This window comes from Bradyrhizobium sp. 61 (genome assembly GCF_023073075.1).
In the GTDB taxonomy this organism is placed as follows: domain Bacteria; phylum Pseudomonadota; class Alphaproteobacteria; order Rhizobiales; family Xanthobacteraceae; genus Bradyrhizobium; species Bradyrhizobium barranii.
The window spans coordinates 26,036-45,131 of the sequence record NZ_JADPIU010000050.1 but is presented as its reverse complement, the minus strand read 5'-3'; the positions used below and the strand labels follow the sequence as shown (position 1 = coordinate 45,131).

Sequence of the window (19,096 nt, the reverse complement as noted above, 5' to 3'; positions counted from 1 at the left end):
TCGTTCTCCTTTGCTTGAGTTAGTCTCTTGGGTTGATCTCAGTGAGCTCCACCGGCCGAGGTCTGGCCGGGTTTCTTCAGGAAGAATACGGCGATCAGGGCCACGATCAGTGCCATGCCGAGCAGATAGAAGGTGTCGCTGAAGGCGAAGATGTAAGCCTGCTTCTGCACGGTGTGGCCGATCGCGACATAGGCGCGATGCGCGGCGTCGGCGCGGTCGAGCACGCCGTGATTGATGAAATATTGAGTGAGCTGCTCCAGCCGGGTCCGCGTCGCCTGCTCGAACACCGAGACCGACTGCGTCAGCACGTTGGAGTGATATTGCTCGCGCTTGGTCAGCAAGGTCTGAAGCAGCGCGATGCCGACGGCGCCGCCAAGATTACGCATCATGTTGAACAGGCCTGAGGCCGAGCCCGCATTCTCCGCTTCGATGCCGGCGGTCGCCACAGCCGACAACGGCGCCATCACGAGCGCTTGGCCGATCGCACGGACGACATTGGGCCACAACAGCTGGTCGGCAGCGTAATCGTTGGTCATATAAATGTTCAGGAAGTTCGAGGCCGCGAACAGGACGAAGCCGACGCCGATGATGATCCGCGCGTCGAACTTCTGCATCAGGCGCGGCACCAGCGGGATCAGCACGAGTTGCGGCAGTCCGGTCCAGGCCAGCACCATGCCGATCTGCTCGGCATTGTAGCCCTGGATGCGCGCCAGATATTGCGGCAGGATGAACACCGAGCCGTAGAGCGCGACACCGAGCAGGAAGTTCGCGAGCATGCCGAAGCCGAAATTGCGGCGCACCAGCAGGCGCAAGTTGAGCAGCGGCTTCTTCGCCGTGAGCTCGATGATCAGGAAGGCGGTCAGCGCGGTGGCGGCGATGACCGACAGCTTGACGATGAAAGGCGAGCCGAACCAGTCGTCCTTGTTGCCCTCTTCCAGCACGGTCTGAAGCGCCGACAGGCCGATCGCCATGGTGATGATGCCGGCCCAATCGCCCTCGCGCAGCAGCGCAAGCTTCATGGGCTTGGCGTCGAGCGCGTACCAGAGCATGCCGACCATGATCGCGCCGGGCACGAGGTTGACGTAGAAGATGTACTGCCAGCCGAAATTCTCGGTGAGATAGCCGCCGATGGTCGGGCCGATCGCCGGTGCGAACGTCGCCGACAGCGCGAACAGCGCAAGGCCGACGGGCTGCTTCGCGCGAGGCAACAGCGTGATGATGAGCGTGAAGGCCATCGGGATCAGCACGCCGCCGGTGAAACCCTGCACCGCGCGCAGCACGATCATTTGCGGCAGGTCCTGCGCCAGCGCGCAGGCCGCCGACAGCAGCAGGAACAGGACCGCGTTGGTTAGCAGATAGATGCGGATCGAGAACACCTGCGCAAGCCAGCCGGAGAGCGGGATCACCACGATCTCGGCGATCAGATAGGAGGTCGAGATCCAGCCGCCATCGTCGATGCCGGCGCCGATCGCGCCCTGGATGTCGGCGAGCGAAGCGTTGACGATCTGGATGTTCAGCACCGCCATGAAGGCGCCGAGGGTCGCGCCGATCACCGCGATCCAGGTTTTTGCGGAAACGGCCGGCGTGGCGGGCGCAGCAGGGGCTGGAATGCTGGCAGCGGGGGCGGCGTCGGCGGTCGGTTGGAGCGTGCTCATGGAAGCCTCGTCTCGGTCACGGAGACAGGATGCATTAGGCGGTTGGTTTCGATAATCGAGGAAGCGCAGGAAGGATCATCCGGCAGGACTTGATAATCCTGCCGGCCTTCCCGGCTTCAGCCGCCGTTCGGGCGGGGTGCGTTGTCGGCGAGTCGCTTGGCCGTCTCGCGCTCGGCCAGCACAGTCGCCTTGGTGTCGATGGTCGGCACTGCCGACATGCCGGGCCTGAGCAGGCCGGTCAGGCTGTGGTCGTCGAGCACGATCTTCACCGGCACGCGTTGCACGATCTTGGTGAAATTTCCGGTAGCGTTATCGGGCGGCAGCAGCGCGAATTCAAGTCCGCTGGCCGGCGAAAGGCTGTCGACGTGACCGCGAAGCGTGCGATTGCGAAAGCTGTCGATCTGCAGCTCGACCGGCTGGCCCGCACGCACATGCGTGAGCTGCGTCTCCTTGAAGTTGGCGACGACATAAACCGCATCGAGCGGCACCACCGCCATCAATTGCGTGCCGGCCTGCACATACTGGCCGACGCGTAATGAGCGTGCACCGACCGTGCCGTCCACCGGTGCGGTGATCTCGGTATAAGACAGGTTCAGCTCTGCCTGCTGTGCGACCGCGCGGGCGCGTTCGAGCTGCGCTGTGGCCTGGGCGCGCTGGGTGGTGAGCACGTCGACCTTGCGCTGCGCGGCCACCAGGCCCGACTTGGCGTGCTGCAATTGCGCGTTGCTGGCGCGCAGTGCCGCATCGGTCTGCTGCGCACGCTGGATCGTGCCGGAGCCCGACTTCATCAGGTCGTCGTAGCGGGCGCGTTCTTCCTGGGCGAATTTCAGATTGGCGTCGGCCGCGGCCACGTCGGCCGTGCTTTGCTCGATGATCGGCTGTTGCAGTTCGAGCTGGGCGTCGATGTTGCGCACCGAGGCTTCGCCGGCGGCGACATCGGCGCGGGCCTGGTCGAGCGCGGCCTTGAAGTCGCGGTCGTCGATCTTCGCGAGGAGCTGGCCGGCCCGGACCTTCTCGTTGTCGCCAACCAGCACCTTCGCGATGTAGCCGGAAACCTTGGGTGCGATGATGGTGGAATCCGCCTTCACATAGGCGTCGTCGGTGGATTCGAGGTAGCGGCCGGTGCTCAGGTAGTTGTAGCCGAAGTCGCCGGCCGCGGCGATTCCGAGGGCCAGCGCCAAGCCGATGGCCGCCCGCTTGATCGCCTGCCGGGACGGGCGAAAGCTGATTTTCTGATTGGTTTCAGTGACATAAGAAGCGTTCGACATGGCATCCTCGGAATTCCCAACCGCCCCGGTCCGAACGGCGCGCCGTTGATGCCAGCAAAATGCGCTGTCTTCCCGCTTGTGATAATCCCGGAAGAAATGGAAGCATTATCCACCCATAGCGGATAATCCGGAGCCAGACCGATGGACCGCTTCACCAGTCTCACTGCCTTCGTCCGGGTGGTCGAAAATGGCGGCTTTTCAGCCGCCGCCCGCCGGCTCAACATGTCCACGACCATGGTGAGCAACCACGTCCAGGCGCTGGAGGACCGGCTCGGGGTCCGTCTGCTGAACCGCACCACGCGAAAAGTGAGCCTCACCGAAATCGGCAAGGCCTATTACGACCGCTCGACGCAGATCCTCGCCGATCTCGAACAGGCCGATGACATCGCCGGCGCGCTGCAATCGACGCCGCGCGGCACGCTGCGCATTCACACCGCCACCCACATGGTGCCGTTCGTCGCGCCCGTGATGGCCGAATTCCTCGCGACCTATCCGGAGGTCAAGGTCGATCTGCGCATGGGCGAGACCAATGTCGATCTGATCGAGGAGGGTTTTGACCTCGCGCTGCGCATGGTCGCGCCGCCGGACTCCAGCCTGATCGTGCGGAGTCTGGCGACCTGGCGGCACGTGCTGTGCTGCTCGCACGGCTATATCGAGGCGCATGGGCGCGTGCAGACGCTCGAAGAGCTTGCCGGGCACAATTGCGTGCGCCACATCAACTATCCCTTCGACGAGTGGCGCTTCTTCGATCGCAAGGGTACGCCGGCCTCGGTGCGCGTCTCCGGCAATCTCGTCACCAACAGCGGCGAAGCGCTCCGTGAGGCGGCGCTACAGGGCGCCGGCATCAGTCTTGCGGCCGGCTTTCTGGTGGGGGATGACCTTGATGCGGGCCGGCTGGTGCGCCTCCTGCCGGAGTACCGGCCGGTCGAGATGTCGATGAACGCGGTCTATCCGCATCGGCATCATCTGTCGGCGAAGGTCAGGACCTTCATCGACATGCTCGTCCAGCACAGCGCCGAGCAGCAGAAGCTGATCAATCCGTATGCGTGAGCGGCGCGGCGGTGGCAGAACTGTAGGGTGGGCAAAGGCGCGAAGCGCTGTGCCCACCATCTTTTCTAATCGGCACCAATGGTGGGCACGCTTCGCTTTGCCCACCCTACAATAGCGTTAGTGTGGCGCGGGCAGCCGCCCGAACACGCTGTCGAGCGCCATGCCGATCCCAAGCAGGCGGCGATCGCTGCCCGCCGGGCCATCCAGCTCAAGTCCGATCGGCAATTTGCTCGTGGCGCCAAGCGCGATCGGGATCTGGACACCGGGAATGCCGGCATTGCTGCCGGGATCGGTGTTCTGGATGATCCGGGCGAAATTCTCGAGGCTGCTGGCGTCCGGGTTGGAGGCAATTGCAACGAGCGGCGTGGTCGGGAAGGCGACGGCGTCGAGCTTGTTGCTGGCAAACGTATTGCTGTAGAGCGCCTGAAGCGCGGGGCGGGCGGTCTTGATTGCGGCGTCATAGATCGGCCTCGCGTCGAACAGCGCGTTGTCGGGGCCGGGCAGTTTTCGCGGGATCACCATGCCATCATAGATGCCTTTCACGTCGGCGCTGGAGATCTTCTCTGCCAGCGCCTCGATGCTGAGGCCGGTCCCGGTGTGCTTGAGATAGGCGACCATGTCGTCATAGGCCTCATACAGCGCGACGGGAAAGCTGACCTGGCCGTTGAGTTCGGCGAGCTCAGGCATCTCGATCTCGACGACCGTGACGCCCTGCGCCTTCACTTTTGCGATCGCCGCGTGGAACGCGGCTTCCGTATCGGCGTCGAGATTGGTCAGCATCGTCTTCACGATGCCGATCCGCACCTGCTTCGGATCAGCCGGCGCAACCTCGTCACCGCCGGCGATCACGCGATCGAGCAGCGCGACATCTGCCATCGTCGCGGCCATAGGCCCCGCGGTGTCGCGGGTGTGCGAGATCGGCGCGATGCCAGCTTGCGGATAGCGCCCGACCGTCGGGCGCAACGCGGCGCATCCGTTCAGCGCGGCGGGGACCCGGACCGATCCGCCGGTGTCGGTGCCGAGCCCGCCCGCGACGATCCGCGCGCCGAGCGCGGCGCCCGTCCCGGACGAGGAGCCGCCGGCGATCAGCGTGCGGTCATAAGCGTTGCGCACGCCGAACTCCGCGCCGGTCTTGAACGCGGTGTTGTAGCCGGAGATGCCGAAGGCGAGCTCATGCATGCTGGTCTTGCCGATGATGACGGCGCCCGCAGCCCGCAGCTTCGCAACCACCGGTGCGTCAGCCTTCGGAATGTAGTCCTTCAGTGCCGGTGTGCCGGCGCTGCAGGGCAGTCCCGCGACCTCGATATTGTCCTTGATCACGATGGGCACGCCGCCGAGCGGCTTTGTCCTGTCGCCCGTCGCGTCGAATGCGGCGGCGGCTTTCAGGGCGCCCGCTTCGTCCAGGGTGACGAAGGCATTGAGCTCGGCATGGGCTTTGGCGCGGCTCAGTGCTTCCGTCGTGAGTGCGGTACTCGTGACTTTCCCGGCGCGCAGGTCGGCGACGGCCTGACTCAGGGTCAACTGGTCCAAATCCATGATGCGTCATCCGATTGCAGGGGCGCCAACAGGGCGCCACCTAAAGTCCGGAGGCTGAGGCCTCACTGGTGCCGCGTCAACCGTGGGCGTGCATCTTTTGCGTTACCGACGTCGTCAAATTCGTGAGCAGCCGCTCGACCTCGGGCTTCACCTTGGCGATCGCGGTGTCCTTCACTGGTCCGTAGCCGCGGATCTCCATTGGCGCTTTTGCGACGGCAACGAGGTCGGGTAGATGCGCTGCGTTGAGCTGGCCGAGCATGCGTTCGATCAGGCCTTCATACCAGGCGATCAATTCCCGCTCGGTGCGCCGCTCATTCGTGTAGCCGAACGGATCGAACGGTGTTCCGCGCAATCCCTTCAACCGCGCCAGCATGGCGAGCGGCATCTGGATCCACTGGCCGAAAGCGCGCTTGCGCGGACGGCCGCGTGCGTCGGGTTTCGACGGCAGGAACGGCGGCGCGAGATGATATTGGATGCTGAAACCATCCTCGAACTCGCGCTTCAGCTCGCCGAGGAAACCGCTCTGCATGTGCAGACGCGCCACCTCGTACTCGTCCTTGTAGGCCATCAGCTTGAACAGGGAGCGCGCGACCGCCTCGGTCAGCACCTCACTGCTCAGAGCGGCTTCGGCCCGGCGGACCCTCGCGACGGTCGCCCGATAGCGCATCGCATAGGCGGCGTCTTGATAGGCGGCGAGGAAATCGGCGCGGCGATCGATGATCTGATCGAGCGTCTCGGCTTCGGGCGCCTTGTCGCCCCCCGGCAAAAACTCCGGATCGGCCGCGGCGATTCGGCCCCAGGCAAAGGCCTGCTTGTTCCGCTCGACCGCGACGCCGTTGAGCTCGATCGCGCGCAACAGCGCTTGCAGCGACACCGGCACCAGTCCGCGCTGCCAGGCAAAGCCGAGCATGATGATGTTGGCATAGACGGCATCGCCGAGCAGCCGTTCGGCGAGCGCGTTCGCATTGATGGTGTCGAGATTGTCGTTGCCAATGACTTGTCGGATCGCGCGCAGGCGGGCGGGTGAGGCGAGATCTGCGTCGCGGAAGCGGACGACGTCGCCGGTTGGCATCTCCGCGGTATTGACCGCTGCGCGTGTGCCGCGGTGATAGGTGCCGGACGCCTTCGGTGAGGAACTGACGACGAGGTCGCAGCCGATCAGCGCGTCGGCCGCGCCCTGGTCGATGCGGACCTGGTGCAGCGCGTCCGGACTTGATGCAAGGCGGATGAAGCTCAGCACGGGACCAAATTTCTGTGCAAAGCCGGTGAAATCCAGCACGGAGACGCCACGCCGCTCCAGATGCGCGGCCATGCCGATCAGCGCGCCGACCGTGATCACGCCGGTGCCGCCGACGCCTGTTACCAGCAGGTCGTAGGGACGGTCGAGCGCGGCGGGAGCAGGCAGGGGAAGCGTAGCCGCGCGACCGACTACGTCGATTTCGCTCGCACTCTTCTTCCGGCGCGTCGCGCCTTCGACGGTGACAAAGCTCGGGCAGAAGCCGTTGAGGCAGGAAAAATCCTTGTTGCAGGACGAGAGGTTGATCTGGCGCTTGCGGCCGAACGGCGTCTCCTTCGGCTCGACGCTGAGGCAGTTGGATTCGACCGAGCAGTCGCCGCAGCCTTCGCAGACGAGATCGTTGATATAGGCAAAGCGCCTTGGGTCGGCCATCTGTCCGCGTTTGCGCCGGCGACGCTTCTCGGTGGCGCAGGTCTGTTGATAGATCAGGACAGAGACGCCGGAAATGTCTCGCAGCTCGCGCTGCACGGCGTCCATTTCCTCGCGAGGATGGATGGTCACGCCGATCGGCAGGTCTGCCGGCAAGAACTGCGCGGGATCGTCCGACACCAGCGCGATGCGCCCGACGCCTTCGGCGCGAACGCTGTGGGCGATAGCATGCACGCTGATGGGACCGTCGACCGGCTGGCCGCCGGTCATCGCCACGGCATCGTTGAACAGGATCTTGTAGGTGATGTTGGCCCTGGCGGCGATCGCCTGCCGGATCGCCATCGAGCCGGAGTGGTAGTAGGTGCCTTCGCCGAGATTCTGGAACACGTGCTTGTGGCCGGTGAAGCGAGACGACGCCGCCCAGTTGACGCCTTCGCCGCCCATCTGGATCAGCGAGGAGGTCTCGCGGTCCATCCAGCTCGCCATGAAATGGCAGCCGATGCCGGCCAGTGCCTTGGAGCCTTCCGGCACCTTCGTCGACGTGTTGTGCGGACATCCGGAGCAGAAATACGGCGTGCGCGTCGCACCGCTGACGTTGATCGTGCGCGCGGCCTCGGGCATCAAGCCGGCCGCGCGTGCGGCGAGATTGAGGCCTGGGAACATCGGATCGAGCCGGCGTGCGAGCACGCCAGCAAGCGCACGCGGCGACAATTCGCCGATCCAGGAGATCAGCCGCGCCCCTCGCTCGTCGTGCTTGCCGACCATGCGCTCGGGCTTTGAGCCTGGATAGTCGTAAAAATATTCCTTGAACTGGCTCTCGATGATGCCGCGCTTTTCCTCGACGACGAGGATCTCGCGCTTGCCCTTCACGAAGTCCATCGCGTCATGCAGCGCCAGCGGCCAGACCATGCCGACCTTGTAGACGTCGATCCCGATGTTGCGGCAGGCCGCTTCATCCAGGCCCATCAGCCGCAGGGCCTCCATCAGGTCGAGATGCGCCTTGCCCGTCGTGACGATGCCGTAAGTGGCGTTGGGAATATCGTAGATGTGGCGATCGATCGGATTGGCTTTTGCAAAGGCGTAAACCGCGTGCTTCTTCGCCTCCAGCCGCTCCTCGATCTGGGGGCCCGGCAGGTCGGGCCAGCGATAATGCAGCCCGCCCGGCGGAGGCGTGAAGTCGGGCGTCTGATAGGCGCGCGGCGGGTGCAGCGCGACGGATGCACCTGACTCGACAATCTCCGAGATCGCCTTGAAGCCGACCCACATGCCGGAGAAGCGGCTCAGCGCGTAGCCGTATTCGCCGAATTCGAGATATTCGCTGACGCTTGCGGGGTGCAGCGTCGGCATGAACCAGCTCATGAAGGCGACATCGGACTGGTGCGGCATCGAGGAGGAGACGCAGCCATGGTCGTCGCCGGCAACGACCAGCACGCCGCCACGTGGCGAGGAGCCATAGGCGTTGCCGTGCTTGAGGGCATCGCCGGAGCGATCGACGCCAGGGCCCTTGCCGTACCAGAGCCCGAACACGCCATCGACTTCGCGATCTGCCTGCGTTTCGACCTGCTGCGAGCCGAGCACTGCCGTTGCCGCGAGGTCCTCGTTCACCGCAGGGAGAAATTCGATGCGATCCCGCTTGAGCCGCTCCTGGATGCGCCAGAGCTCGAGATCGACGCCGCCGAGCGGCGAGCCACGATAGCCGGAGATGAAGCCGGCGGTGTTCAGCCCGGCGGCGCGGTCGCGCCGCGCCTGGTCGAGCGCGATGCGGACGATGGCCTGCGTGCCCGTGAGGAAGACGCGGCCCTCTTCGCGGTCGTAGCGGTCTGAGAGCTCGTAGCTGTCGAGTGATGGAACGGCGTCCATGGCGGACCTCGCGCGGCATCCTGCCTGATGACGGGAGGGTATGCCGGGCAGGCTGGTAGGTCTTGCCTATTCACCCTGTCTTGATCGATAATTCGGTAAAATTTTGCGGAAGATGGCATAATTCGGTAGAAATTACCGAATCGGGGGCTTCCATGATTGAAGAGCAGGACGCGCGGATTCTCGCCCATCTCCAGACGGACGGCCGCGCCACCAACCAGCAGCTCGCCGACGAGGTCGGCATGTCCACCTCGGCGTGCTGGCGCCGGGTGCGAGCGCTGGAGGAGGCCGGCGTCATCCAGGGCTATGCCGCGCTGATCGCGCGCGAGCAGGCGGGCTTTGCGATGTCGGCCATCCTGCATGTCTCGCTGGAGCGGCACGATGCCAAATTCGTCGACGAGTTCGTCGCGCGGGTGACCACGCGGCGCGAAGTGCTGGAGTGTTTCGCGACCACGGGCGACGCCGACTATCATTTGCGCGTCGTCGTGCAGGACATGGTGGCCTACAACAGGTTCCTCGACGAGTTCATGTTCCGCATTCCCGGCATCCGCTACGTCCGCAGCAACGTGGTGCTGAAGGAGATCAAGACGAGTGTGGCGCTGCCGTTTTGATTGCGCGGGAAGTGCCGTGGTGCCGTAGGGTGGGCAAAGGCGCGCTTGCGCCGTGCCCACCATCTCGCCTCCATTACGAATGCGGTGGGCACGCTTCGCTTTGCCCACCCTACGGCACTGTTGATTTCGCGGCGTATACAACTCTATCTCCTCACCCTGAGGAGGCCGCGCAGCGGCCGTCTCGAAGGGCGAGGCCGAGAGCCGGGCCTTCATCCTTCGAGACGCTTGCTTCGCAAGCTCCTCAGGATGAGGATTACCGCTGCTCCCGCACAAACCTGTTCCGCAACGTCCCCACGCCGGTGATGTCGATCTCCACTACGTCGCCGTGCCCGATGTCAGGCGAGGCGCCGTCCGTGCCCATCCAGATCACGTCGCCGGGCCACAGTGTGAAGTACTTCGTCAACTCGACCAGGAACGGCACCACGCCGAAGATCATGTCGTTGGTGTAGAAGCGATTGGTCTCCTTGCCGTTGACCCGGACGACGGTTTCCATTTTCGCCAGATTGGCCTCGGTTTCGATCCACGGGCCCATCGGCTTGAACGTGTCGGCGTTCTTCGAGCGCCACAGGCTGCGGTCGGCCTTCTGCCAGCTGCGTTCGCTGACGTCGTTGCCGATGGTGTAGCCGAACACGCAATCCATCGCATTCTGCTTGGTGAGATGCTTCACCTTCTTGCCGATCACGACGACGAGCTCGCCTTCATAGTGGATCTTGTCCGTCGCAAAGGACGGGATCACGACGTCCTCGTCATGCGCGATCAGCGCGTTCTGGGCGCGGTAGCCGATCTCGGGTCTATCAGGGACGGCCGGCACCTCGCCGCGCTTGTCGGCGGCTTCCTTCAGGTGCTTTAGATAGTTCAAGCCGACGCAATAGAAGGTGCGGGGGATCAGCGGCAGCTCGATCCGAACCTGCGCCAGCGGATGCGTGCGCGAGGTACGCTGCCATTCGCCAAAGGGATCGCCATCGACCGCGATCACCTGGTCGCCCTCGACAATTCCCCAGGAGGTCTTGTCCGAGACAGTGAATTTTAGCCAGCGCATGCTCTGTCCTCGTTGTTATTCCGCGGCATCGCGCGGCTGCACCTTCCAGGCGCCGGCCGTGGGCCGCTTCAGCCCGAGATTTTCTCGCAGCGTTTTGCCGCGATAGTCCTTCTGGAACAGGCCGCGGCGCTGCAATTCCGGTACGATATGTTGCACGAAATCGGCGTAGGAACCGGGCACATAGGTCGCGGCGATGACGAACCCATCACAGCCACGCTCGACGAACATCTCTTCCAGCCTGTCTGCGATCTCCTTGGGACCGCCGACCATGGCGTCGTGGACCTGGCCGCGGCCGGAGAAGGTGACGAAGTCGCGCGCGCTCGGATTGCTCTTGCCGGAATTCTTCAGCACGCCGTCGCGGAGGCCCAGAATGCCCTGCATGCTCTTCAGATCGTCCGTCGTCAACGGCTCGTCGAGGTCCTTGGAGGCGAAATCGTAGTTGAGCGCTTCGGCCACTAGCGACAGCGCGTCGATCTCGAGCGGCAGCTTGTTGATCAGCGCCATCTTGTCCTCGGCCTCGGCTTTGGTCGCGGCGCAGACCGGCGTCGTCAAATTGCAAAGGCGCATCTGATCGGGATCGCGGCCAGCCTTGGCTGCCTCGTTTCGAACGGCGGCATAACCTTCCTTGGCACCAGCGAGATTGCGCGCAGCCGTGAAGATCACCTCGCCCCAATGGCCGGCAAAGCGTTGGCCGCGGCCGGATGCGCCGGCCTGGATGATGACGGGATGTCCCTGGTCAGAGCGCGGCACGGTGAAGGGGCCACGGGACTTGAAGGCCGCGCCCTTGTGATCGAGCCGCTTCACCTTGGCCGGATCGGCAAAACGGCCGCTCTTCTTGTCCATGATGAGCGCGCCGTCTTCCCAGGTGTCCCAATGCCCGAGCACGACCTCCATGAATTCGTCGGCGCGGTCGTAGCGCGAATCATGTTCGGGATGGGAATCGCGGCCCATGTTGAGCGCCTCGCCGTCATTGAGCGAGGTGACGACGTTCCAGCCCGCGCGCCCGCCGGACATCAAATCGAGGGTCGCGAAGCGGCGCGCGACGTCGAACGGCTCGTAATAGGTGGTCGAGCAAGTGGCGCCGAGGCCGAGCTTGTCGGTGACCATGCCCATCGTGGTCAGCACGATCAGCGGATCCATCTTCACGCAGCGGATGCCGTATTCGACGGTGTGGGCGTGGTCATTGCCGTAGCGGTCCGGCATCGCCAGCCGATCGTCGAAGAACGCCATGTGGAACTTGCCGGCTTCGAGGATTTTCGCGATCTCTTGATAATAGTCCGCCGACATCGAATCGTCGCGCGAGTCCGGATGCCGCCACGAGCTCGGCAAATTCGTGCAGTTCTGCGCCTGGAGGAAGCCGACCAGTACCATCTGCCGCGTCATGCTGTTCTCCCAAATTCCGTCAGGCCAGATCGAGGACGGTATCGAGCCGGTACTCGCCCGCCAGCGCGCGCAGTTTTTCCCAGGTCGCGTCCTCGATTTCGATGCCGTCGCGCAGGCGTTGCTGCTCGCGCAACCCCTCGATCTCGCCGGGATAGTACACGCCATTGCTGCCTTCAGAGGGTGGCGTCGATTTGAGATATTGCGCGAATTCGGCGACCTCGCGCTTGAACTCCTTCAGCGGGCGGAAGGCTGCGACGTTGAACACCGCCATGAAGCACCCATCATTATGCCGCCCAGTCGGCTCGACGCCGAATCCCAAACCAGTGAGCAGGCCGCACAGCACCTCGACCATCGCGGCGAGGCCGCTGCCCTTGTAGCCCTCGGTGCCGCCGAGCGGCAGCAGCGCGCCGCCCTTGCGATATTGCGTGGGGTCGGTGGTGTGCCGTCCCTCGGCATCGATGATCCACCCCGTCGGAATCTCCTCGCCGCGGGCGACCGCGAGCTGGATCTTGCCGGCCGCAACCGCCGAGGTTGCCATGTCCAGATAGAACGGCGCGTCGAGATCGGACGGCACCGCGATCGAGATCGGGTTGGTGCCGAGCCTAGCCTCCTTGCCGCCGAACGGTGCGACGTGCTTCGGCGAGCGGCCGGAATCCGCCGTCGCAATCCCGATCATGCCTTCGCGCATCGCCATCAGCGGATAGGCGGCGAGGCGGCCGACATGGCTTTGCCGGAATACGGTGCAGGCGGCAACGTTCGCCGTCTTCGCCTTCTCGATCGTCAGCGCCATCGCCTTGGCGTTGACGTGGAAGCCGAACCCCCACTGGCCGTCGATCACCGTCGTGGTCGGCGATTCCTGGACGATGGTCCATTTGGCGCCGGGCACGATGTGGCCGGCCTTGATGCGGTCGATGTAGGTCGGAACCGCGATCACGCCGTGGGAGTCGTGACCGGCGAGGTTGGCGTTGACGCAGCCCGTGGCCACCGCATCGGCCTCTTCGTCGGAAGCTCCGGCGGCGCGGAGCAGCGCGGCGCTGATGAGCGTGAGGCGGTCGGTCTTGACCATGGGCATGGCGTTCCCTCGGCATTGTGCCCTTAACGGGCTGCTTGTTGGGAGCCATCGTCTCAAAGCGTGGGAGCGATATCAATCTCCCGTAAACCAATACAGGGCTGCAAATTCGTGAAGAGAGCGCGCCTTTCGTCGAAGAATCCTCCCGTGCGGCGGCATTCCCGACAGTTTGGCGCCGGCCGTTCGCAGCTCGTTCACTTTGATCGAGGGTTTGCAGCGCGCAATAACGACCACTTAGGCGGTCGCCGTTCATAAAGCACCCGGGAGAATTAGGCAGAAATGCCCGGGAGCTGAGACCGTGCAGACGACCCTCGCGCGCACCTTTGCAGCGTTGAGCGCCATCAACGAAGCGATCCTTTACGCGAAATCGCCGGACGAGCTGTACCAGAAGGTCTGCGACGCCGGGTTTTCGAGCGGAGACTTTTTGGCCGTTGCGGTTTTCCTGGTGGGGCCGGATGGCCGGCGGCTGTGCTTTGCGGCCGGTTGCGGCGATGACGTTGCGCGGCTGCGTTCGCTCGAGATCACGACTGACTCCGTCACGCCCGAGGGAGCGGGTGTCGGCGGCGAAGCCTTTCGCAATCAGAAGCTGAGCATCAGCAACGATTACCTGAATGATCCTCGCTCGCTGGCGTGGCGCGAGGGCGCAGCCAAGGCCCACATCGGCGCGGCGGCTGCGCTGCCGCTGCTCTGCAACGGTAAGAGCGTCGGCGTGCTGTATGTGACCCGCAGGGAAGCCGGCTCACTGAACGAGCAGATGGTGTCGCTGTTCGAGCGGATGTCGGCCAACATCTCCTATGCGCTGGACAATTTTGCGCGCGAGACCGCGCGGCAGACCAGCGAGCTCGCGACGCGGCGGCTCAACCGCATGTTTGGCGCGCTCAGCGCGACCAACGAAGCCATCCTGCGTGCGAAGACCGAGCGGGAATTGTATCAGCTCGTGTGCGACGCCTCGGTGCACGGCGGCAAGTCGCTGGCGACCTTCGTTCTCCTGAAGGAGCCGGACTCGCATTGGCTGAAGCCTGTCGCCGGCACCGGCGAGAATCTGGAGATCGTGGCCCGGACCCACTACTCCGTCGACCCCGAGAATCCCTATGGTCGCGGCATTTCCGGCGAGGTGTTTCGAACCCAGAAGCCCCATGTCGAACGCGATCTCGCGCGTCGCACCAGGGGAACGCCGTGGGAGCAGGCCAATCTCAACACGGGTGTTGCCGCCTGCATCGCGGCCCCCCTGATCCGGAACGGCGAGAGCATCGGCGTCATCCTGTCCTTCCTCAGCAAGTCCTGGGCGAAGGACGAGGGGGTCGTCGCACTCATGCTGCGCATCGCCGAGAACGTCTGCTTCGCGATCGACAATTTCGACCGTGAGGCCGAGAAGGCGCGGATCGCCGAGGAGGAAGACCGCCTGGCGCGCATGTACGCGGCGCTGAGCGCGACCAATGAGGCGATCCTGCGCGCACGCTCGCGGGCCGAGCTCTTCGACCTCGTTTGCGAAGCGACGGCGAAAGGCGCCAAGTTCACCTCGGCCAACATCGCGCTCGTCGATCACGATGCCGAGCTGCTTCGCGTCGTTGCTTGCTACGGGCCGAACGCGGATATGGTCCGAAATTTCAAATTCTCCACGTCCGACCAGGTGCCTGAAGGCCGAGGGCTGACGGGAACCGCTTTCCGCACGCGCCAGCCCTGCCTCAGCAACGACGTGCTGTCCGACGACCGGATCAAGCCTTGGGCGGCCAACGCCCGCCGCAACGGGATCGGATCCTCCGCGGCGCTGCCATTGTTCAATGGCGACAGGGTCGAAGGCGTCTTCCTCTTCAACTCGCCGGAACGCGGCACGTTCACGCCCGAATTCGTCGAGCTGCTGCAACGGCTCCAGGCCAATGTTGCCTTCGCGCTCGAGAACTTCGATCGCGCCGACGAGAAGGCGAAGGCCGAGATGCAGCGCAACCGTCTTCGGGGCATGTTGGAGGCGCTGAGCGCGACCAACGAAGCGATCATGCGCGTGAAATCCCGCGCCGAGTTGTTCGAAGCCGTGTGCGAGGCCGCCGTGCTCGGCGGAACGTTCTCATCTGCCACCATCGCCTTGGTCGATCCGACGGCGCGCTATCTCGACATCGTCGTCACCAAGGGCGAGTGTCGCAGTCACGTCGAGAACTGGCGTTTCGCGACGTCCGCCGATGAGCCCGAAGGACGCGGGCTCGCCGGCACCGCATTTCGCACCAAGGCACCCTGCGTCGCGAACGAGCTCCTCACGGACGTTCGTGCGACGCACTGGCGTCGAATCGCGCGGGATCAAGGGACGAAATCCGGCGGCTGCTTCCCGCTGCTGAAGAACGGCACCGATGCCGTCGGCGTCCTTCTGTTCCTTTCGCCGGACGAAGGCACATTCACGCCTGACCTCATCCAGTTGCTGGGGCGGCTCGCGGAGAACGTCTCCTTTGCGCTCGACAATTTCGCCCGGGCCGAGGAGCGGTCACGGGCCGAGGCGCAGAAGGAGCGCCTGACGCGCATGTTCGCCGCGCTGAGCGCCACCAATGAGGCGATCGTGCGGGCCAAGTCGCGCGCCGAGCTGTTCGAGCTGGTGTGTCAGGCCGCATCCACCGGCGGCAAGTTCACCTCGACGACCATTGCGCTCGCCAAGGCCGACAGCGACCAGCTCGCGATCGTCGCGGCCGCGGGGCCGTCCGCCGAGACCACGAGGAACGTTCGTCTCTCCATCGACGCCGACCGGCCCGAGGGGCGCGGCATGAGCGGCACCGCGTTCCGCACCCGGCAGCCCTGTGTCAGCAACGACTATGTCAACGACAGCCGTGTGAGCGCCTTCCACGCCGTCCTGCAAGGCGACGGCGCGCGCTCCGGCGCGGCGTTCCCGTTGATCACGCACGATCAGCCCGTCGGCGTCATGATCTACATGTCGACCGAGCAGGAGACTTTCACGGCCGAGTTCGTCGAGCTGTTGCAGCGCCTCGCCGACAACGTCTCCTTCGCGATGGAGAATTTCGATCGCGCCGACGAGAAGAACGAGGCCGACGAGCGGATCGAATACCTCGCCTCGCATGACAGCCTGACCGACCTGCCGAACCGCGAGACCTTCAACGGGCTGTTGCGGGAGGCGATCGACGAAGCTCAGCGCCACGATCACCGCTTCGCGGTGTTGTTCATCGATCTCGACCGCTTCAAGGTCATCAACGATTCGCTCGGCCATGAGGCCGGCGATCTGCTCCTGCTCGAAGTGGGGAGCCGGCTGCGCGGCGCGCTGCGGGAAACCGACGTTGTCGCACGCCTCGGCGGCGACGAGTTCGTGGTGATCCTCGACCAGTGCGGTGAAATCGACGACGTCCAGCGCATCGCGACCGGACTGCTCGTGGCGCTCGCCGAGCCCATGGAGCTGGCCGGCCACGAGTGCCACACCACGGCCTCGATCGGCATCGCGATGTATCCGGCCAACGGCTCCGACGTTCAGACGCTGACCAAGAACGCCGACATGGCGATGTATCTCGCCAAGGAAGACGGCAAGAACGGCTATCGCTTCTTCTCCAAGGAGGTGAAGACGCAGTCGATCGAGCGGCTGTCGCTCGAGAGCGCGCTGCGCCGGGCGCTGGAGCGCGAGCAGTTCTCGCTGAACTACCAGCCCAAGGTGGACATGGAGACCGGCCAGATCACCGGCGTGGAAGCGCTGCTGCGCTGGACGAACCCGGATCTCGGCAGCATCTCGCCGGCGCAGTTCATTCCGCTTGCGGAAGAGACCGGGTTGATCGTGCCGATCGGCCGCTGGGTGGTGAAGGAGGCTTGCGCGCAGGCCATGGCCTGGCAGCGCCGCGGCCTGTTGCCGGTGTCGATGGCGGTCAACCTGTCGCCGCGGCAGTTTGTCGACGAACATCTGCTGCAGGACGTCGACGAGGCGCTGGCGGCGTCCGGCATGTCGCCGGTACTGCTCCAGCTCGAGGTCACCGAGAGCATGATGATGCGCAATGTCGGTCGCGCGCTGAAGGTGCTCGACGCCATCCAGAGCCGCGGCATCCGCCTCGCCATCGACGATTTCGGCACCGGTTATTCGTCGATGTCGCTGATGAAGCATTTTCCGATCGACACCATCAAGATCGACCGCTCCTTCGTGCGCGACCTGCCGCAGGATTCGGAGGACCAGGCGATCGCGCAGGCGATCATCAGCATGGGCAAGGCGCTCGGCATGACCGTGGTCGCCGAAGGCGTCGAGAACGCCGAGCAGGAAGCGTTCCTGCGCGCCCATGGCTGCGACGAGATGCAGGGCTTCCTCATCTCCAAGCCGGTGCCGGCGCGGCAGATGGCCGAGCTGCTGCGGCCGATCGAGCTGCCTGTCGCGCCGCCGCTCCAGCCGGAGCCTGACCTCGCTGCGACCGAAGCCGCGGCGTTACGGCTGAAACGCGCTGTCATCTGACGGCTGCGGGTGCAGCTCGCGGACGTTGTCTTGCTTGACGTCCGCTTTGCGCGGAAAATCATCCGGCCAGGGCTGCGAGGTTTGCTCGGCGAACAGCTCAAGGAGGGCATGCGCACCTTCGGCAAAGCTTGAGCCGTCGCCGAGGCCCAGCTCACAACACCACACCTGTCGCATCGGCTCGTGCGCGTCGACCACCGCCATCGCCGGTCCCCACCACCAGGCCGGTGCGGGCGAGCGTTCGTCCTCCGGCACGGCGTGCCATAGGACGAGCTCGTCCATCACGCGCTCGAATTGCAGGCTTGCGGCCTGATGCATTCGCTCCGTGCTCCCTGGGCCGCGCCTGAAAGCAGGCCGATGCCCGGACTCGATCGTGGCCTTCGCTGTGAAGAACAGGCTCGCGCTATTGGCGGAGCCTCACATGCCGCTTCCATTGGCGGCCATAAGAGCAACATGCGGCGGTCGGGACATGCGCCGCCGCCGGCTGTGACAATCTCTTTAGCTGCTCGGGGGCCCGACCGGCAAGTCGTAATACGGGCGTCTAGCGCGTCCTGAGCGGATGCGCTGTCTGGTGCCAGGCCCAGGCAGTCCGGATCACCGTCTTTAGATCGGAATGGCGCGGCACGAAGTTCAGCACTTTTCGCGCGGCGGAGGCATCGGCGACCAGATAGGTGGGATCGCCGGCGCGACGCGGCTTCATGGTGTGCGGCACCTCGCGCCCGGTCTCCTGCCTGATGGCGTTCAGGATCTCGCGGACCGAAAAGCCGGAGCCGGTGCCCAGATTGAAGCTGCCGCCGGCATGTCCCGTTTCCAGGAGCTTCAGTGCTGCGACATGCGCCGCAGCGAGGTCGGTGACGTGGATGTAGTCGCGGATCGCGGTGCCGTCGGGCGTGTCGTAATCGTCGCCGAACACGGCGAAGTCGACATGGCCCTGCAGCGCCATCATGGCGCGCGGAATGAGATGGGTTTCGTTGTCACGCAATTCGCCGATGCCGCCGGCCGGGTCGGCGCCGCTGGCGTTGAAATAGCGCAGGCAGAACGCGCCGAAGCCATAGGCTGCGCGATAATCGGCGAGCATGCGCTCGATCATCCATTTCGACGCGCCGTAGGGATTGATCGGTGCGCAGGGGAAGTCCTCCGGCAGCTCCTTGGAATCGGCGTTGCCGTAGACCGCGCCGGTCGAGGAGAAAACGATGCGCTGGCAGCCTGCGTTGCGCATCGCCTGCAGCAGCGACAGCGTGCCCTGGACGTTGTTGATGTAGTATTTCTGCGGGTCGGTCATGGACTCGCCGACGAGGCTTGCCGCCGCGAAATGCATCACCGCCGTGACCTTGTGGTCGGCGAAAGCGCGCGCCAGCGCGGCGCCGTCGAGCAGGTCGCCCGTCACCAGCGGGCCGGCGACGAAGCTGCGATGACCTGTCGAGAGATTGTCATAAACGACGGGCTGATAGCCGGCGGCAGACAGTGCGCGGCAGGCATGCGAGCCAATATAGCCCGCGCCCCCTGTGACGAGGACGGTCGGTCGGTCGGTCATGTCGTCTTCTACTCTTC

Annotated in this window: 12 protein-coding genes; 3 read left to right on the top strand and 9 right to left on the bottom strand. The window is 64.7% G+C overall.

Going from position 1 to position 19,096, the window contains the following annotated elements; translation table 11 throughout:
• Positions 1 to 38: 38 nt before the first annotated feature.
• Positions 39 to 1,655 (bottom strand): MDR family MFS transporter, encoded by a 1,617-nt coding sequence (locus tag IVB46_RS14245; protein WP_247315628.1) that lies wholly within the window; start codon positions 1,653 to 1,655, stop codon positions 39 to 41.
• Between the two features lie 116 nt (positions 1,656 to 1,771).
• Entirely contained in the window at positions 1,772 to 2,923 is a 1,152-nt protein-coding gene (locus IVB46_RS14240) for an HlyD family secretion protein (protein ID WP_247315625.1), read from the bottom strand.
• 141 nt (positions 2,924 to 3,064) lie between these two features.
• On the opposite strand from IVB46_RS14240, the gene IVB46_RS14235 reads away from it, so the two are divergent.
• Positions 3,065 to 3,973, top strand: a complete 909-nt coding sequence (locus IVB46_RS14235) for a LysR family transcriptional regulator (protein ID WP_071909470.1) — start codon at positions 3,065 to 3,067, stop codon at positions 3,971 to 3,973.
• A 117-nt stretch (positions 3,974 to 4,090) separates the two neighbouring features.
• Here IVB46_RS14235 and iaaH read toward each other — a convergent pair whose 3' ends face one another.
• Positions 4,091 to 5,509, bottom strand: coding sequence for an indoleacetamide hydrolase (iaaH, locus tag IVB46_RS14230; RefSeq protein ID WP_247315621.1), 1,419 nt, complete (start codon positions 5,507 to 5,509; stop codon positions 4,091 to 4,093).
• Between the two features lie 76 nt (positions 5,510 to 5,585).
• The gene (locus IVB46_RS14225) at positions 5,586 to 9,035 is read right to left on the bottom strand and encodes an indolepyruvate ferredoxin oxidoreductase family protein (RefSeq protein ID WP_247315618.1); all 3,450 of its coding nucleotides are present in this window, start codon (positions 9,033 to 9,035) and stop codon (positions 5,586 to 5,588) included.
• Positions 9,036 to 9,187: 152 nt separating this feature from the next.
• On the opposite strand from IVB46_RS14225, the gene IVB46_RS14220 reads away from it, so the two are divergent.
• Complete coding sequence (locus IVB46_RS14220; RefSeq protein ID WP_247315615.1) at positions 9,188 to 9,643, top strand: Lrp/AsnC family transcriptional regulator; 456 nt, start codon at positions 9,188 to 9,190, stop codon at positions 9,641 to 9,643.
• 253 nt (positions 9,644 to 9,896) lie between these two features.
• Here the strand turns inward: IVB46_RS14220 and IVB46_RS14215 are convergent, their stop codons facing one another.
• The 3 genes from IVB46_RS14215 to IVB46_RS14205 are packed head-to-tail and all read right to left on the bottom strand — an operon-like array spanning position 9,897 to position 13,137.
• On the bottom strand, positions 9,897 to 10,682 hold the full coding sequence (locus IVB46_RS14215) for a fumarylacetoacetate hydrolase family protein (protein WP_208084445.1): 786 nt from the start codon (positions 10,680 to 10,682) through the stop codon (positions 9,897 to 9,899).
• Between the two features lie 15 nt (positions 10,683 to 10,697).
• Positions 10,698 to 12,065 carry an LLM class flavin-dependent oxidoreductase gene (locus IVB46_RS14210; RefSeq protein WP_247343002.1) on the bottom strand — a complete coding sequence of 456 codons (1,368 nt, stop codon included), beginning with the start codon at positions 12,063 to 12,065 and terminating at the stop codon, positions 10,698 to 10,700.
• Positions 12,066 to 12,084: 19 nt separating this feature from the next.
• Positions 12,085 to 13,137 (bottom strand): Ldh family oxidoreductase, encoded by a 1,053-nt coding sequence (locus tag IVB46_RS14205; RefSeq protein ID WP_247315611.1) that lies wholly within the window; start codon positions 13,135 to 13,137, stop codon positions 12,085 to 12,087.
• A 295-nt stretch (positions 13,138 to 13,432) separates the two neighbouring features.
• Between IVB46_RS14205 and IVB46_RS14200 the strand changes: the two genes are divergently transcribed.
• Positions 13,433 to 17,548, top strand: coding sequence for a GAF domain-containing protein (locus tag IVB46_RS14200; RefSeq protein ID WP_247315609.1), 4,116 nt, complete (start codon positions 13,433 to 13,435; stop codon positions 17,546 to 17,548).
• Here IVB46_RS14200 and IVB46_RS14195 read toward each other — a convergent pair.
• The gene (locus tag IVB46_RS14195; RefSeq protein ID WP_247315607.1) at positions 17,522 to 17,863 is read right to left on the bottom strand and encodes a hypothetical protein; all 342 of its coding nucleotides are present in this window, start codon (positions 17,861 to 17,863) and stop codon (positions 17,522 to 17,524) included. The two genes, IVB46_RS14200 and IVB46_RS14195, sit on opposite strands and share 27 nt — an antisense overlap.
• A 223-nt stretch (positions 17,864 to 18,086) precedes the next feature.
• Positions 18,087 to 19,079 (bottom strand): UDP-glucose 4-epimerase GalE, encoded by a 993-nt coding sequence (gene galE, locus IVB46_RS14190; RefSeq protein WP_247315605.1) that lies wholly within the window; start codon positions 19,077 to 19,079, stop codon positions 18,087 to 18,089.
• Positions 19,080 to 19,096: the final 17 nt, after the last annotated feature.

Excerpts from the sequence above, each read along its gene's own strand:
- IVB46_RS14210 (WP_247343002.1), bottom strand. The coding sequence starts at position 12,065 with ATGACGCGGCAGATGGTACTGGTCGGCTTCCTCCAGGCGCAGAACTGC.
- IVB46_RS14205 (WP_247315611.1), bottom strand. The coding sequence starts at position 13,137 with ATGCCCATGGTCAAGACCGACCGCCTCACGCTCATCAGCGCCGCGCTG.
- IVB46_RS14235 (WP_071909470.1), top strand. The coding sequence starts at position 3,065 with ATGGACCGCTTCACCAGTCTCACTGCCTTCGTCCGGGTGGTCGAAAAT.
- IVB46_RS14240 (WP_247315625.1), bottom strand. The coding sequence starts at position 2,923 with ATGTCGAACGCTTCTTATGTCACTGAAACCAATCAGAAAATCAGCTTT.
- iaaH (WP_247315621.1), bottom strand. The coding sequence starts at position 5,509 with ATGGATTTGGACCAGTTGACCCTGAGTCAGGCCGTCGCCGACCTGCGC.
- IVB46_RS14245 (WP_247315628.1), bottom strand. The coding sequence starts at position 1,655 with ATGAGCACGCTCCAACCGACCGCCGACGCCGCCCCCGCTGCCAGCATT.
- IVB46_RS14215 (WP_208084445.1), bottom strand. The coding sequence starts at position 10,682 with ATGCGCTGGCTAAAATTCACTGTCTCGGACAAGACCTCCTGGGGAATT.
- galE (WP_247315605.1), bottom strand. The coding sequence starts at position 19,079 with ATGACCGACCGACCGACCGTCCTCGTCACAGGGGGCGCGGGCTATATT.
- IVB46_RS14195 (WP_247315607.1), bottom strand. The coding sequence starts at position 17,863 with ATGCATCAGGCCGCAAGCCTGCAATTCGAGCGCGTGATGGACGAGCTC.
- IVB46_RS14220 (WP_247315615.1), top strand. The coding sequence starts at position 9,188 with ATGATTGAAGAGCAGGACGCGCGGATTCTCGCCCATCTCCAGACGGAC.
- IVB46_RS14225 (WP_247315618.1), bottom strand. The coding sequence starts at position 9,035 with ATGGACGCCGTTCCATCACTCGACAGCTACGAGCTCTCAGACCGCTAC.